Raw genomic sequence first — 14,574 nt, forward strand, 5'->3', positions numbered from 1 at the left:
CTTTTGTGACGCCCTTTATATATCTGAATTTCGCTGTGTCATCTAGAGGAGTGACTCTAGTCCTGCATTTTGTTCCAAAAGTTTCCATGAGATTCCGATTTTGGAACCTGTCGTGAATCTAGACACTTAAGTAAGAATTGCAAGGACAGCTCAGTTGCGTGATGGAGGCTCATTAAATGCGATAAGACGGCGTTTTTGCCTCCCGAAGGTGGCCTATGAAATCTTTGAAATCGTCTGTTTCCGTGCGGCTGGTTCTGCTGTTTTTGTCCACGGCTTTTTGGTAAAGATTGCACAGTTTTGGTGTTTTCCTGCTGGCGCGAAAGGTGCTTAAAGCATATCCTGTTTGCAAATTTCTAACCGGGGATGTGGATGAAGCTACCTCATGTGAAGATTGTACCGGCCGTTATTGCATTTCTTGTGACCTGTCTTTTCTGGTTCGTGATTTCTCCGCCGGAAGGGGTGGACATCAACGCCTGGCGCTTGCTGGGGATCTTCGTAGGCACCATCACCGCCATCATCGGTAAAGCGCTTCCGATCGGAGGTGCCGCCATGATCGGGATCCTGCTGGTGGGTATCACACAAGTCACCAATCCCGGAAATCCTGGTAAAGCCATGGGCGATGCGCTCAGTGGGTATTCCAACACCCTGATCTGGCTGATTGGTATTTCGTTCTTTATTTCCCGCGCTTTCATTAAGACCGGTCTTGGTTCCCGCGTGGCTTATTACTTTGTTCGCGCCATTGGGAAAAAGACCCTGGGGATCAGTTACGGGCTGTCTTTTGCTGAACTGGTGCTTTCTCCGGTTATGCCAAGCAACACCGCTCGTGGCGGTGGTGTTCTTTATCCCATCAATCGCTCCATCTCAGAATCCATGGGGTCACTTCCGGATGAGGCGACTCGTTTGAAGGTCGGCGCGTTCCTGACTTTGGTGGCCTATCAGATCAACGTGATCACGTCGGCGATGTTCATCACGGCGACCGCGCCCAATCCTTTGGTGACGGCGGGGATTCGGGATATTGCCAAGATCGATGTGTCCTGGGCGCAGTGGGCGATGGCAGCTTTTGTGCCGGGTCTGCTGGCGATTTTGATCATCCCGTGGGTGTTGTTTAAGCTTTATCCTCCGCAAATCAAAGAAACTCCGGATGCGGCTGGTTATGCCAATAAAAAATTGCAAGAGCTGGGGCCGCTCCGACTGGACGAAAAGATTCTGATTGGTGTCTTCTTCCTGCTTCTGTTCATCTGGGCTGGGGGCCCTGAGTTGTTGTCGTCAGATCCTCTGTTCAAGGTGGATGCAACCGCAGGCGCGTTTGTGGGGCTGGGGGTGCTTCTTTTCAGTGGGGTTCTTACCTGGGATGACCTTTTGAAGGAAAAAGGCGCCTGGGACACGGTGACCTGGTTCTCGTCCCTGGTGATGATGGCGACGTTCCTGAACAAATTGGGTGTGGTGGCCTGGTTCTCTAAAACCGTCGAATCCTCGATCGAGCATTGGGGTCTGGGGTGGATGGAGGCGGCGGCTATTTTGGTTCTGCTTTATGTGTTCATTCATTACTTCTTTGCCAGCAACACGGCTCACATCTCGGCACTGTTTGCGTCGTTCTTTGGGGTGGGTGTGGCTTTGGGGGCTCCGCCATTGATGTTTGGTCTGTTCCTGGGATTTGCTTCCTCGTTGTGTGCCTCTTTAACCCACTATGGGACAGGGTCGGCTCCGGTGCTGTTTGGTGCTGGATATGTGACAATGGGAGAGTGGTGGAAGTGGGGCTTTGTGGTGACACTTCTGAATCTGCTGATTTTTGCCGGAGGTTGTGCGATCTGGTGGAAGGTTTTGGGGTATTGGTAAGTTTAAAAGCCTAAAACTTGGGCAACTTGGAAATCCTTTTATGACCTTCTGCGAAAACTGTTTTCAAAGTGTGGGAAAGCGTACAAGATAGTCCTTCATTCCAACGCGCGGGTGGTGGAATTGGTAGACACGCAGGTCTCAGAAGCCTGTGGCCGCAAGGCTGTGGGGGTTCAAGTCCCCCCTCGCGCACCAAACAAAATAAGCCGACTTTGTCGGCTTTTTTTGTTTTATCTGTCAGCACTCCTGCTTCGCAGGAGTAGTTTCTGAAGTTTCCCGCCTTCGATGTTTGTTTTGTGGTTTGTCGTTTTCTGCCGTCGGCAGAAAACTCCGCGCCTGGGTGTTTGCTGATTCTATTGTTTCTTTGAGTATCTTTACGGGGTTGGGGCATCGTTTATGACAATCGGTTCAGCCTTCAGGAAAACTGTAGTTTTTAACGAATAGTGGCAGGGGAATTTTATCAACTATATCTATAAAAATATTTTAATAATTTTTCCGATTATAATTTCGATTGGCGTGATTTTGACTTCATCAGAATCTGCCCATCGAAGTCCGATCAATATTCTTGTTATTGTTTCTATCGTAGTCATTACGGGATTTGCTTTGTATATGCGAGATAGAAAGGCTATCGAAAGCAGTGAAAGCGGAGTAGGGGAGCTAAGGGCAAAGGGGGTTGTTAAGGCGATTTTAGTCATTTTGTTATTTTATTTCTTTTATGCGACTTCAAAGTCATTCCTCTTAAACAAAGAGATGGTAACGATCTTTGGCGTGCAAGTTGGGCGATTATTATCTGGAGTTATTTTTACCTTTTTGCTTGGAGTTTTTGTTTGCCTTCTCGTTTATCAGAGATCAAGAAGGTAGCTTATGGTTACGCAAATATCTTCAAACTTGATTTGTTTTCTTTTTTGAATCCTGATCGAAAGAGTTGCTCATGCTTGAGTCAAGTATCTTGACTGTATAGGCTAGATTAGGACTTTCTACTCTCACATATTTAAATTAGTTCAAGGCTTCATCGAGATTTTCTTTTGGGCTGCCTAATGGCTAGTTCCAATTTGTAGCCGCCAATATCTTTAACCAGAGAATCCATAGTTGGCTCTGTGATCCGATGAGTTTCTCTCCAGTGTATGTATTCGTTTGCCCACCTCGTAAAAGTAATTAGCTGGTTGGTGGTCATATCCTCAGGATCAAGTATTTGCCCTTTGTAGGGTCTAAGTCTAAACCTTAAAGACCAGTCCTTTGACTTTGGATGCGGATTTCTCTCTTTCATTCGTTCTCCCTTTGGGGCGTTCCTATTTAAAGATCATCCTCTGGTCAAGCTTGCTGGAAACCTCTAGTTTTTAGCGAATACCTTCGAGTTGACGGCATTTCGCGGAGTCGTAGTCTCTCTTGCACAAATTGACTGAATCTTGATGGCTGTGACCATTGAAGATCACATGAATCTCGTATTGAATAAAGATAAAGTAATTACGGTTTATCAGCATATGGCTGATATTGATATACATAGGACTGATTTGTGAGCAAAGGTACTAAAGATAGAATGTATGTATATTTCGCGGTAAGTGGTTCAGCATTAGATTGTGCAAAGGTTGATGCGCTCGCGGGTTTTAAAGGTACCAAATTCAACCGCAAGGGTAGTCGGGTCGGCACGACAAAGTTGAAGCATCGTAGGGACAGGTGGGAGTATCGAGTCGACGCAAGTTCAGAGTTCAGTCTTGATAGATTAATCACAAAGATTTTCAAGAGGTTTAAGGATCAAAGGACCCTGAATAAGGTCTCAAGAGTTGGGACGCCAGAGATTGTTTGCGTCTTTCATACAGGAGACCGCCTGCCAAATTTAACCATCGGCAATAAAAACCTAAGAAAAATGGCCGAAAGCGGGATCTCGTTTTGGATGGACTACTACTTTTTGGTGCCATCAAAGGGTCGAGCTGAGGATAGTCGATGATTCCATTTGTTGTGGTTGAGAAATTGGACCAGTTTGGTGTTGAGGAGGTCTTGAAGGTCTTTCAATTGTATTCAGACTATTTAACATTAAATATCCCCAAAAAGGGATATGGGAACGATGGGGTAAAGATAGAAGATAAGCTATCTGTCCTGGATGCGTACTTTATCTCTGAATCCGTTAATAGCATTGTTTCGCATGAAACAGTGGATAAGAAGTTCGCTCTTACGTCCGAATCAATTGGCGAATTAGTTAGATTGGGTTCCTCTTGGGAGCAATGGGACTGGAATGATGAAATGCCTGAGGATATTACCCTATATCGAAAGGGAACGGACTTAGTATTGTTTGAAGGGTATAAACTCGACAATTCTTATTTTGCGGTTCTTTCAGGCCAAGAAATTCAACAGATTTCTAAGTCTCTCGGCGCGAAGATAGTTGGTCGCAGCTTTGAGTCGTTTGGATCATTATCTGAGTTGGATTTGGAGCAGCCGAGGATTGCTGCGGCGATACGCTCATATTCGAAGGGTTCTGAATAAGTGCGCGGGTATTTAAGGATGAAGATACGGAGCGGTAATGACCGGTAATCGAAAGTTGGTATTATTAGCGCTGTTAGTGCCAACGTCTCTACTGTTGATTCGGTTTTTTATCATTCGCGAGACATCTGAATCGAATTTATATTCGCAAAAAAGTCAAGCTAAGCATTTTATCAACGAAGGTAAGTATTCTGAAGGTCTCGCTCTATATCTCGAGCTGAGTGAACAAGGGTTGCCTGGTGCTTCATATTCTGTAGCTCAGATCTATTCTCAGGGATGGGGTGTCCCAAGGAATCGAACTAGGGCGGAGGATTACTTGAAGATATTCATTAGGCAGGAAAGTCATCTTTGTGAAGGTGTTCCCAAGTTATCTTCGGCGTATCAGCTGATGGCTCGTGATAATAGGGACCCGGAAGAGAAAAGGTTCTGGCGTAAGAAGGCTCTAGATGCTGGTTACCAAGATAGTAAGTGTCCTCTGAATTACGCATTTACTTTTTGAGGTCTCTTAGCATGGGGAAATATCTTTATATTTTTATAAGCTTAATGTGGGGTTGGTATTATTTGAGCTTAGGTGGCGGCGAGGGCGGGTTAGGGATCTTTATTGGTCCAATTGTTATATTGATCGGTCTTTTGCTTCTGAAGAAGAGCAAAAGAATCTCAAAAGGACTTATTGTTATGGGAATACTATACTTTGCTTGCGGCGGCTATGACTTATCGATTCGTTCAACCCGAAAAGAACCTGGTGCAACTGCGTGAACGTGTAAAAGAAGCTAAATAGTCTTTATTGGGTCGGAGAGGAAATTATGTCAGCGGTATTCAAATTGGCAGGTCTATTCTTATTGATTGGCTCATCACTTTTGGCGTGGCTTGCCTGGGATATTCATTTGGATAGATCTAAGGAAGTCAGAATTCTTAAGACAACAGCCCTCTACGAAAGCTGGGAAAGCTTAGGCGGGCAGGAAAGTGCATCTACAGTTGAGCCGGGAGAAAATCTGAAAATAGAGCGCATTCGGTATGGAAAAGACTATATGGCAATAAAAGTTGCAAAAGATAATGGGTTATCGGGTTGGTTGATCTATAGTTCGGACAGTGTTGAGGTGCAGGGGAATGGGAAAACTAATTGAACTTCATGATTCGCAAATTGATGAAGTCAAAGTCCTTAGTGAGGGCATTGCGATTGCATTTAAAACGTTAGTAGTTTTGGATATTACAGATGATTTGGGGTTTGAATTTGAAAATACAATGTATATTACTGGTTCATTTTACCTAAAGAAGGCACGTTATAAAAGTCTTCCCAAGCAAGGTGATATTTATGATGGCTACTTGCTTACGAAAGAATTGAGGTACGATCTCATACCTATCGATTTTGTTTCATCTGAACCTTGTACTTTATGTATTTCACAAGACTCAGGTGAGTACTTAATTTTCTGTGAAGAAATTAGGGTAGAGGCAGGATAGCGGGAGAATAAATGTTAGTAGTTACTCTGTTATTGCCAAGTTTGATTTCCATAACATTTGGTGGCTATTTTCTTTACAAAGCATCTAGGCGGGGACCCGTCCTCAAATTTGAGTTCATTGTATTGCTGGCTCCGATCCTCATTTGGAACTACTTGCTACTACTACAAATTGGCTCACAGAGTATTTCAAATGTGGTGGAGGTCTATGTTGTAGCTGGGACATTGATTCTTTACTCAGTATTCAGGTGCTTCAAAGTTCAACTTAGTTATTTTAAGGTTCTTTTAAACATGGGAATTTTGTTAGTTGAACCTCTGCTTTTGAGGATTTTCTTTCCATCAATAGTCGAATGACTCTGAAGGGAGTAAGCATGTCTGTCCCCAAAAATAGCGATATGGATGTTGTTATAGGAGTAACAGCGGCACTTGGATTGGTCTATGAAGTTTATTTTTATTTTGAAACAAAATGCGTAATTGGTCCTACGAGTACGCCACTTTTGTGTGGTGAGTTGGCGCCTATTGGCTTTGTGTTGATGGTCGGAGTGCTGGCGTGCATTTCTGGGAATGTTTTCTATCGATGTTATATGAATCGAGTCAAATAAAAGGTGGCGCGATGTTTCTGATTAGAAATCTATCTGGCTATAGCTTGGATGTATTGTTAGGCGCCATTCGCAGTTCGGTTAAGTCTATTCTCTTTGTAGAAGCGGCGGCAGGAGCGAAAGAGCATTTGTCTCCTCGTGCAAAGGCTTTGCTCCTGAAGCTTGAGCCTTGGCTTATCGTGAAGCGATTCCTCTGGCAAGAGGATGGATACATTAACTATGGCTACTTCTTTAAGTCTAGTCTTGAATCTCTCGAGATTGTTTTACAAGAGTCCTCGACTCCGACGGATTGGGTTTATCCGCAACTATTTGATGATTTGAACTTCCTCCGGAGTAACGGCCATTCGCTTTTGTACTGTTCAGGAATGACAGATGAAGTTTCATTGTTTCTAACATCTGACGAACTAGAGAAGTTTAAGGATCTAGGTCTTTTGCAAAATGCGGATGTCTTGTCATTTGAAGAGTTTATTGCAGACAAAGCCAATGAGTTTTCAGACGGAGTTAACTGGGACATAATTCTTAACTACGAGCTGGTATGACTATATCTTTTGAGGTGCTGATGAAGAAGGTGGGTTTCTTAGCTTTGCTAGTGGTTGTCTCGATTAATTGCCATGCCGCTGATAGCAAAGAAACATGCGGTGACAAAAAGTACATTGAAGCTGAAGGTAAGTTGGCGATTGCGGAAAAAGAAATGAAGAAGTCAAGCGAGCCATGGAAAGACTTGGAAGCTGCATTTAAGTATTGGGATTCATGTACGCACTGGTTCCAGGATGAATCTTTTAATGACGCTATTGCTGAACTCACTAGTAGTAGGTGGGATAGAATTTCTGATCTTGTTGAAATTAGGAACAAGAATCCTTCTTTCTATAAATACATAATTCGCTCTTTGGGGAATGAGATTGTGGGTCTAATTAGATCTCAAAAGATTCTATCGCTATCTGTGAAGGACTGCCCGAAAGGTGCGAGTGATGTTTGCAAGGACATTGAAAAGGCTTGTAAATAGGCGGTCGTAGATGTTGGGCCTGCAAAGCTCTAGATGCAGGCGAACTAGGTTAACACAGAAGCGCTTACTTTTTCTCAATAGCTAAAACAAGGCCCAGGATTCTGCTGTCGTCGTTATAGCGAAGAATGATGTTCGACTTTGGGGAAGCGAATTCATTCAGCAAATCACCCATGGTCATGCCCAGGCGAAGGGCGCTTTCTTTGGTCAGAACGATTTTGCCTTTTTCGGTGACGACGACGATCGCCGGGGAAGCATTAATCAGATCCCCTGACTTGTTGTAAAAGTCGGCGTTGCTGACCAGCGTGGCGCTTTTGACTTTTCCGTTCAGGTATCCTGAATTAGGTTTCTTGGCCTGCTCCAGACAAAACACATCCGAAACGGAAGGTTCGCAATTAAACCCCAGATCCATGACCTTCACCGTGGAAGCCAGGGATGTAGAAGAAATAGCCAATAGACAAAAAGCGGCAATCGACGCTCTCATAAGACAACCTTTGTTTTAATTTAAACTCAATCAGTCGTCTAAAGTGCATGAACCGTGCTCATTATTTGGCTTCAAGAGCGGTCAGAAACTGCTTTTGTTTTTTATAGGCCTTGAACAGTTCATAGTATTGCTTCAGCTTTCGTTCCTTGATGCTTTGAACGGTTTCTTCGTGGGCTTCCTGCCACAGGAATCTCAGTTCGCGGTCCATGCGATCTAATTGTTGGGGGATGTTTTCTTTGTTCATATTTATTCCTTTTGTTTATTTCCAAAGTTTCATGAACTTAAACTGCTAATCCCGGGCCGATCTGTAAGGGCTTGAAAACTTTTAGGTCTTAAAATGGAACGCCCACAATTGGTGGCTTAAATGTGGAAAGTGCAGTTGGCAGCCTACTTTGGTTGGCAGGACCTGCCGATAACAAGAACATGTCAAAATCACATGAGCTTCTAAAGTTTATAGGCGACTCCGCGCAAATTTTCTTTGAACAACAGGCGGGGGAAAGTCTCATTTCGCGAATTTTGGATCTGTGTATTCAGGCCACCGGTGCCGATCGCGGGACCATCTTCTTTGATTCCCAAATCAACCTGGAACAACACTTCAAATACCTGAACAGCTATATCGCGACCGGCATCCGCAATCAGACCATCGTGATCAACACAGATCAGGGAATTGCCGGGAAGGTGTTCCGAACGCGCAAAAGTCATTTCTCTAACTGCGTGGCTCAGGACAGCGACTTCTATCTGGGTGTCGACAGCAAGACGGGCTATCAGACGGAAAAGGTTCTGGCTGTTCCCTTGCACTGGAAAGATGGCAAGGTCATCGGGGTGATCGAGGTTTTAAATAAAGCCGACGGGGACTTTGATGAATCAGACCAGCACGCGCTGGAGGCTTTGTCCATGCTGGCGGCCGTGGCTTTTGAAAACTATGAGGTTCATCAGAAGAATGAAGAATCTGAATCGGCCATCGAGCACCGCAAGAACATCTGGCGTAAAAGTATTTCTTCCGTCAGCCTGCACTCGAAAGCTCCTGAATTGCAAAAGATCTATGATCATATCGAGGACTTCGGAAAGTCTGATTCCAACATCCTGATCACCGGTGAAAGCGGGGTCGGGAAAGAGGTGATCGCAAGACTTGCGCATCATCATTCCAGCCGCCGTGATGGACCTTTTATCGCGATCAACTGCGCGGCAATCCCAGAGTCCCTGTTCGAGGCTGAACTCTTCGGGGTGGTCAAGGGGGCGGCGACCGGCACGGTGGCTCGACAGGGGCAGATTGAGCTGGCTCACCGGGGCACGCTGTTCCTGGATGAAATCGGCGAAATGCCGGTGGAAATGCAGGCAAAGCTCTTAAGGGTTTTGCAGGAAAGGAAAGTGCAAAGACTGGGGTCCACCGAATCTCCGAAGGCTGTGGACTTCCGTTTGATCTGCGCGACCAACAAGCATATTGAAACCCAGATCCAGCAGGAGAAATTCCGGGAAGACCTGTTCTATCGCATTAACGTGGTGAATCTGCAGATCCCGTCACTACGAGAACGCAAAGGAGACATTCCTGAGTTGGCGCAGGCGATCCTGGAACAACTGCACAACAAGCGCGGCTGGAAGCTTAAAAATATCAGTCCCGAGGCCCTGGAGCGGTTGATCGACTATCATTGGCCGGGAAATATTCGCGAGCTGGAAAACAAAATTGAAAGTGCCTGTCTGTCAGCCGGTGACCGGGCGTTGTTGATGCCGGATGATTTCCAGTTCAGGGCGCGGCCGCAATTAGTCGTGGTTCCGGATTCTCAGGAAGACTCGCTGAAACGTTATGAAAACCTGAGCTTGCGCGAAGCACGTGAGGCATTTGAATCCGAGTTTGTCCAGCGGGCCATTCAAGGGTCGTTGGGTAACAAATCCGAGGCCGCCCGTCGCCTGGGTGTTTCCCGTGAAGGTCTTAGAAAGATACTGATTAAAAAACCCGCCTAGTTCCCACCAACAGTTGGCGCCAACCTGACAACCACGGTGGGCGTCTTGTTTTAAGACTGTAGTGAAATTGTGGACTTAGCCGTTGGCCGGATCCTTGCCTTAAGGAAAGTAGCGCAGACGAAATTGCGTGAAACTTTAAACAAGGAGAGAGTTCGTGATCTTTAATAACGAAATCAGAAAAGTCCTGGCCGTAGCTGTTTTGTTCCATGTTGCAACCCTGGTGGCCTGCCAAGGTAAAGTGGATGAAGTCGTTGAATCACCGTCAGTCACGGTATCTGCTGACAAGCCTTCCACTGTGGTGGGGGCGGTTCAGGGAGTTATCGTTGAAGTGGGTAATGGCCTGGTCAGCGACAATCAAGGACAGGCCGTTCAAGGCAAGATTCAGGCACAAAATGTAAATGCTTTGTGTAATGAACACGCGATGCCTTTGGATGAACAAGGCGGCTATATGGACAGTCAGGGGCCGGATTACCCGTCGCGTTTGTTCTATTGTAAGCTTGCTCAAAACAGCGGTTCCCCGGATTCCATTCCGGGCTCGTTCCAGCAGATCAAAGCCATTTCCTGTATGCTTGAAAAAGTGGGCATCGTTTATGACGATCAGGAACGGCAGGTTCATGTGACGCCGGATACGTCCTGTTTCACTGCTCAGCAGTTAGAGAACATGCAGGTGCAGGCGATGACTGTCACCGTGCGTGCGTCGAAGCCCGCCTTCTTTAACACTTATTATGACTCCGGGGTTTCCATGACCATTCCGGGAATGGGTATTTACAGAGTGGCGGCGAAACTCAGCGGCACCAAGATGGAGTTCCTGACCCAGGACGACCAGACATCTGTTAGCCCGAACAAGTCCGGCACATTTGCAGCGAGCTTTGATTTGCTGACCGGAGAGCTGAAGTACGAAAGTCGTGGTGATCGCTTCCAGTGTGCTGAGCAGGGTGGTACTTGCGGCTGGTCCCGTCACGAGCGCCTGCTGGCTCAGGTGGGCATGACCAATGGTGAAATCACCTCCGTATCCAAGATCGAAGCTATCGCCGGGGAAATCTATGGCGACGGCAACTGGTTCTCGGCTCGTGTTTCCACCATCAAAGGCAGTCTGGCAAACGGTCTGAAGGCGCGCTATTTCATGGTGAACTCCAACACCAGTGCGGATCTGGGGGATGCAACCAAATACTCTGAAGTCGTGAACAACCGTTGTTATACTCACGCTTCTGATCAGGCGGATTGCAGTGCCAATCCTGGTATTGAACTTCCCCAGGAGGCGAGCTTCAAATTCAACCTGCATCCAAGCACGCAGTACACATCGACTCAAGCCTGGGTTTCCCAGTTGACCGGTTTGGGCTTCACAAGTGTTAACTTCAATGATGTTCAGTAACTAAAATCAGGGCGGGGGCTTCGGCCCCCTTTTTTCTGGTCTTTGAATCCTGAAAGGGGCTGATAGCATGGAGTCTATGAAAAATTCAGTGATGCAGTTTTTTGTCTTTTGCAGTTTGCTTTCCGGGTGCGGTCTTAAGGTCATCAATCTCGCGGACCAAAATCCCAACAAGGGGACTTTGGCTTTGGATATGTCTGGCGATGGTCCGAAACTTGTTGAAACCTTCACCTGCAAGCTCGTTTCCCAGGGCACACGCTTTTTTGGGTTTGGTAAAACGGAAGATGATGCGCGCAAAGACGCCATGGGAAAATGCCAAAGCCGTACATTGTTGTCATTCTGCGAGAAAGAAAAGATCACTTGTGAAAAGAACTAAAAGTGTTGCAAGCCCCAGTGTTTGCAACGACTTTATTACCTAAACCTGCTGTCTGGCAGGTTTTTTCTTTATTGATGCCTGAATCGTGGATATTCCTCCGTTCACATTTTTGGAGGAAACTATGCGTATTCTTGTATTGTCTTTCGTCGCTTTGATTTCTTTATCTGCCCAGGCTCAGTCAGTGTCTTTGGATGCTCCTGCGTATGCCAAGTACTACTGTGCAAAACAGGGGGATGCCAAAGATCTTGTGGTTCCGTCAGTTTTTATGGTGATCCGAAAGGCTTACACCACCCAGATTATTCTTCACGTGCTGGATGCGGAATGCAAAGGCAACAAAGTGGTTCCCAAGGCCTCCAATCGTTTCGCAAAACCTTCTTTGGCTGATTTGAGTGACGTGCATGCGATCGCGGCTTCTCCGCGCATCTTCCGCGCCAATGAGTTCTCTCATCAGGTTGTTTTGGAATTCTATTCTGACGCCCTGGCAGCGGGCGAGCGCAACTTCCTTTTGAAACTTTACGCTCATGACGGTGGGGTTTATCAGATCATCGTGACCACTCGAAATGGGGCCACATTTCTTCAGGCTTTCTAAGAGCGAGTGTTCTCTGAGCGGGAGGGGCGCTCAGAGCTTCACGATCTGGGAACCTTCCTGGCTTAAAACCAGGGGGCCGCTGTACTCAGAGCTTTCTATGGTTCCTGTGTGCAGTTGACCATTGGGCCAGAAGGTCACGGCCCCGTTCAGATTCGACAGCAAAACCGTTTTGCCGTTTAAGATGAACGGGGTCTTGTTTTTTACAGATCCCGACATCAGGCTTCCGTTTTCATGAAATTTCAGCAGAATCATTCGCGACAAAGGCCCTTCATAGTCCATCGGGAGGGTCTGACCATTGATGGTAAACCTGTATTCATCCGCGCTGGTGTACAGGAAGGATTCAATTTTACCGTTTGGATAGAAATTGACGTACTTCCCGGTGATATTCTGCCCCAGCAGGTTTCCACCCCAGACCATGGCGGTTTTGATGTTTCCGTCTTCGTAATACTGGGCGGCCTCCAGTCCCACTGCAAATCCGTGGTAATCGACGTGCCTCAGTCCTGCCGTGCGCACCAGATCCAGCATCATGCGACTGTCGAAAGACTTCATTAGGTAAGAGCTGATAACCTGATTGAAATAACGAACTCCGGGGGATGAGGCGATGCCCAGTTCGATGGCTTCGCGATAGATCAGCTCATGCAGCACCAGGCCGGCTTTGTCGTCTTCACTGAGCTTTTCGAACAAACGCAGGTCAATCACATAGCGCTGGTCCCCGGGCATGATCAGGGCATTGGGACGCTGGATTGCGACCTGCTTGATTTCGCACTCCTCGGGGATGATCACCACGCCGGAATCGCGGATGGGCAGAAATTTTCCGATAAAGAACCACTGGGTTTCTTCATCAAAGGTCCTGAACCATTTTTTATACATTTTAGCCCGGGTCGGATTCACGTTCTCGAGTCGATGCAGAACATAATAGACCTTTTGCTGAAAGCTCATATGTTCCGGTCCCAGATCCAGGGGGATGCGGCGCTGCTCTTCGGCTTCATAATAATCCAGCAGTCGCAAAGAATCCCCGCAGGCAATCACATTGCCCCCGTTACCGACCCAGTCGCCACCGGCCAAAGACATCACAGAATAAAAAAGAAGATGAATCAGTGTCGTCATGATGAAGCTCCTATTTGGGTCTCGGGGTCAGAATGGGGAAACACTGCAGGTTCACGCGATAGAGCTGACCTTTTTTGGATTGTTCATCCAGAGCAAAGACATCATCGCGAAACTTCAGGGTCAGTTTCTTCAGTTTTTTAAATCTTTTTTCATCCAGGGCCACGGTCAGGAAGGAATAGTCTCTTTCCGTTACGGGCACACGCGAAATCATTTGTCGGGCCAGTTCCAGGGAGTTTAAATGAGCCTGCTGCAGGGATCGGGAGGGAATGTCATGAGGTGAATACAGGCTCTTGTGATTGCGTTCCCACGTCGGGCCTTTACGGGAGATGACCTGCAGGTTCTGCAGGACTTCGAGGCACTCATCCACGCGGGCTTCGGTGATTCCGGTTTTGTTGGCAATCCAGGCTGTGGTGCTTTTAAAATCCGCCAGACGAAACACGGCCAGAATTACAAAATACTCCCACTCATCAAAAAGCACGGCATAGAGGCTGGGATCCAGTTTGTAAGACGATTCAGCAGGTGGTTTGTTCACTCCAAGACTGAGCAGGAACTGCTCCTGATCTTTCGGGGCTAAAGAAAGCTTATGCATGACCTTGGCCGCTTCCTGTAGGGGCACAAGTCTTTTGCCTTTGATGATCGCAGACAGGGTGCCGGGGTTGATCTCCAGAAACTGCGCATAGGAGCGCAGGGAATAGCGCTTGTTCCGGGCTTTCCTGGCCAGAAACTGTTCCTGAAGTTTGAGTGCAAAGTAAGGCAGATTCTCAAGTCCCGACATAAGGGTCGCAGAAGTAGCAGTCCCTCGAAGTTCGAGCAAGATTACATTGGGGAACAGCCACTTTCATTCGGGCATTTGAAATTATAACAGGCGACATTTCCAAAATGTAAGGAACTGCTCTGCGGAAATGTCGTGGGTGCGCACAGTCTATTAACCCAATAAGGTCCAGGTAAAGTACAGGACAGAGGAGTCTTCGTCCCCCTGTCCTGTTTTTGCAATCTATCTGCTGGTGCTGGAGCGGTTGCCTTGTTGCTGCTGCTGTTGACCGCCGCCGCTGCTTCTTTCAGAAGTCTGACCGCCCTGTTGTGGCTGCTGTTGACGCTGCCCTTGGTTGGATTCTCTTTCCTGATTTCCCTGATTCTGCTGGGACCCTTGATTCGGTCTTTGGTTATTGTCTGCCATAACTGCCTCCTTGTGGTTGTATGGTTTCTGAAGTCAGCCTAATCTTTTTATTCTCTGGGTGATATCGTTACCTTCGTGATTTCAGACAGAGTTCACGACTTTTACTGGACTGTTTATTATGAATCCACCAGTTGTGGTGGACATTCATTTTT

Annotated in this window: 19 protein-coding genes and 1 tRNA gene; 15 read left to right on the plus strand and 5 right to left on the minus strand. The window is 46.8% G+C overall.

The genetic code is table 11. The features are described 5' to 3' along the window. Window positions 1–363 precede the first annotated feature (363 nt). The 11 genes from ACZ520_RS08860 (at window position 364) to ACZ520_RS08910 (ending at window position 7,364) form a co-directional block, all read left to right on the plus strand. Window positions 364–1,836 carry an anion permease gene (locus ACZ520_RS08860; RefSeq protein WP_464128256.1) on the plus strand — a complete coding sequence of 491 codons (1,473 nt, stop codon included), beginning with the start codon at window positions 364–366 and terminating at the stop codon, window positions 1,834–1,836. Window positions 1,837–1,941: 105 nt separating this feature from the next. Further along, a tRNA-Leu gene (locus ACZ520_RS08865) sits at window positions 1,942–2,028 on the plus strand. 321 nt (window positions 2,029–2,349) lie between these two features. Beyond that, window positions 2,350–2,694, plus strand: a complete 345-nt coding sequence (locus tag ACZ520_RS08870) for a hypothetical protein (RefSeq protein ID WP_464128258.1) — start codon at window positions 2,350–2,352, stop codon at window positions 2,692–2,694. Window positions 2,695–3,370: 676 nt separating this feature from the next. Further along, entirely contained in the window at window positions 3,371–3,778 is a 408-nt protein-coding gene (locus ACZ520_RS08875; protein WP_464128407.1) for a DUF4279 domain-containing protein, read from the plus strand. After that, window positions 3,775–4,311, plus strand: a complete 537-nt coding sequence (locus tag ACZ520_RS08880; RefSeq protein ID WP_464128261.1) for a hypothetical protein — start codon at window positions 3,775–3,777, stop codon at window positions 4,309–4,311. Before ACZ520_RS08875 ends, ACZ520_RS08880 begins: the two co-directional genes overlap by 4 nt. Window positions 4,312–4,818: 507 nt before the next feature. Beyond that, window positions 4,819–5,064 carry a hypothetical protein gene (locus ACZ520_RS08885; protein WP_464128263.1) on the plus strand — a complete coding sequence of 82 codons (246 nt, stop codon included), beginning with the start codon at window positions 4,819–4,821 and terminating at the stop codon, window positions 5,062–5,064. A 47-nt stretch (window positions 5,065–5,111) separates the two neighbouring features. Further along, window positions 5,112–5,432: a hypothetical protein gene (locus tag ACZ520_RS08890; RefSeq protein WP_464128265.1), complete on the plus strand. Its 321-nt coding sequence runs from the start codon at window positions 5,112–5,114 to the stop codon at window positions 5,430–5,432. Continuing rightward, entirely contained in the window at window positions 5,416–5,766 is a 351-nt protein-coding gene (locus tag ACZ520_RS08895) for a hypothetical protein (RefSeq protein WP_464128268.1), read from the plus strand. Before ACZ520_RS08890 ends, ACZ520_RS08895 begins: the two co-directional genes overlap by 17 nt. Before the next feature lie 367 nt (window positions 5,767–6,133). Next, the gene (locus tag ACZ520_RS08900) at window positions 6,134–6,364 is read left to right on the plus strand and encodes a hypothetical protein (protein ID WP_464128271.1); all 231 of its coding nucleotides are present in this window, start codon (window positions 6,134–6,136) and stop codon (window positions 6,362–6,364) included. Window positions 6,365–6,375: 11 nt separating this feature from the next. After that, a complete protein-coding gene (locus tag ACZ520_RS08905) occupies window positions 6,376–6,900 on the plus strand; it encodes a hypothetical protein (protein WP_464128274.1) in 525 nt (174 codons plus the stop codon). A gap of 20 nt (window positions 6,901–6,920) precedes the next feature. Beyond that, window positions 6,921–7,364: a hypothetical protein gene (locus ACZ520_RS08910; protein ID WP_464128278.1), complete on the plus strand. Its 444-nt coding sequence runs from the start codon at window positions 6,921–6,923 to the stop codon at window positions 7,362–7,364. A 64-nt stretch (window positions 7,365–7,428) separates the two neighbouring features. Here ACZ520_RS08910 and ACZ520_RS08915 read toward each other — a convergent pair whose 3' ends face one another. Beyond that, window positions 7,429–7,845: a hypothetical protein gene (locus tag ACZ520_RS08915; RefSeq protein ID WP_088565327.1), complete on the minus strand. Its 417-nt coding sequence runs from the start codon at window positions 7,843–7,845 to the stop codon at window positions 7,429–7,431. Between the two features lie 61 nt (window positions 7,846–7,906). Beyond that, the gene (locus ACZ520_RS08920) at window positions 7,907–8,089 is read right to left on the minus strand and encodes a hypothetical protein (protein ID WP_088565326.1); all 183 of its coding nucleotides are present in this window, start codon (window positions 8,087–8,089) and stop codon (window positions 7,907–7,909) included. Between the two features lie 179 nt (window positions 8,090–8,268). Between ACZ520_RS08920 and ACZ520_RS08925 the strand changes: the two genes are divergently transcribed. The 4 genes from ACZ520_RS08925 (at window position 8,269) to ACZ520_RS08940 (ending at window position 12,138) form a co-directional block, all read left to right on the plus strand. Further along, the gene (locus ACZ520_RS08925; RefSeq protein ID WP_464128281.1) at window positions 8,269–9,804 is read left to right on the plus strand and encodes a sigma-54-dependent Fis family transcriptional regulator; all 1,536 of its coding nucleotides are present in this window, start codon (window positions 8,269–8,271) and stop codon (window positions 9,802–9,804) included. A gap of 154 nt (window positions 9,805–9,958) precedes the next feature. Next, a complete protein-coding gene (locus ACZ520_RS08930) occupies window positions 9,959–11,176 on the plus strand; it encodes a hypothetical protein (protein ID WP_374032920.1) in 1,218 nt (405 codons plus the stop codon). Window positions 11,177–11,252: 76 nt separating this feature from the next. Then, window positions 11,253–11,549, plus strand: coding sequence for a hypothetical protein (locus tag ACZ520_RS08935; RefSeq protein ID WP_464128285.1), 297 nt, complete (start codon window positions 11,253–11,255; stop codon window positions 11,547–11,549). 121 nt (window positions 11,550–11,670) lie between these two features. Further along, window positions 11,671–12,138, plus strand: coding sequence for a hypothetical protein (locus tag ACZ520_RS08940; RefSeq protein ID WP_416480654.1), 468 nt, complete (start codon window positions 11,671–11,673; stop codon window positions 12,136–12,138). 30 nt (window positions 12,139–12,168) lie between these two features. Here the strand turns inward: ACZ520_RS08940 and ACZ520_RS08945 are convergent, their stop codons facing one another. The 3 genes from ACZ520_RS08945 to ACZ520_RS08955 all read right to left on the minus strand — a co-directional run bounded on the left by ACZ520_RS08945 (window position 12,169) and on the right by ACZ520_RS08955 (window position 14,422). Continuing rightward, the gene (locus ACZ520_RS08945) at window positions 12,169–13,245 is read right to left on the minus strand and encodes a hypothetical protein (RefSeq protein WP_464128287.1); all 1,077 of its coding nucleotides are present in this window, start codon (window positions 13,243–13,245) and stop codon (window positions 12,169–12,171) included. 10 nt (window positions 13,246–13,255) lie between these two features. Next, the gene (locus tag ACZ520_RS08950) at window positions 13,256–14,020 is read right to left on the minus strand and encodes a DUF4423 domain-containing protein (protein WP_464128290.1); all 765 of its coding nucleotides are present in this window, start codon (window positions 14,018–14,020) and stop codon (window positions 13,256–13,258) included. A 219-nt stretch (window positions 14,021–14,239) separates the two neighbouring features. Continuing rightward, window positions 14,240–14,422 (minus strand): hypothetical protein, encoded by a 183-nt coding sequence (locus ACZ520_RS08955; protein WP_088565321.1) that lies wholly within the window; start codon window positions 14,420–14,422, stop codon window positions 14,240–14,242. Window positions 14,423–14,574: the final 152 nt, after the last annotated feature.

The organism is Bdellovibrio sp. BIS2 (assembly GCF_055398295.1).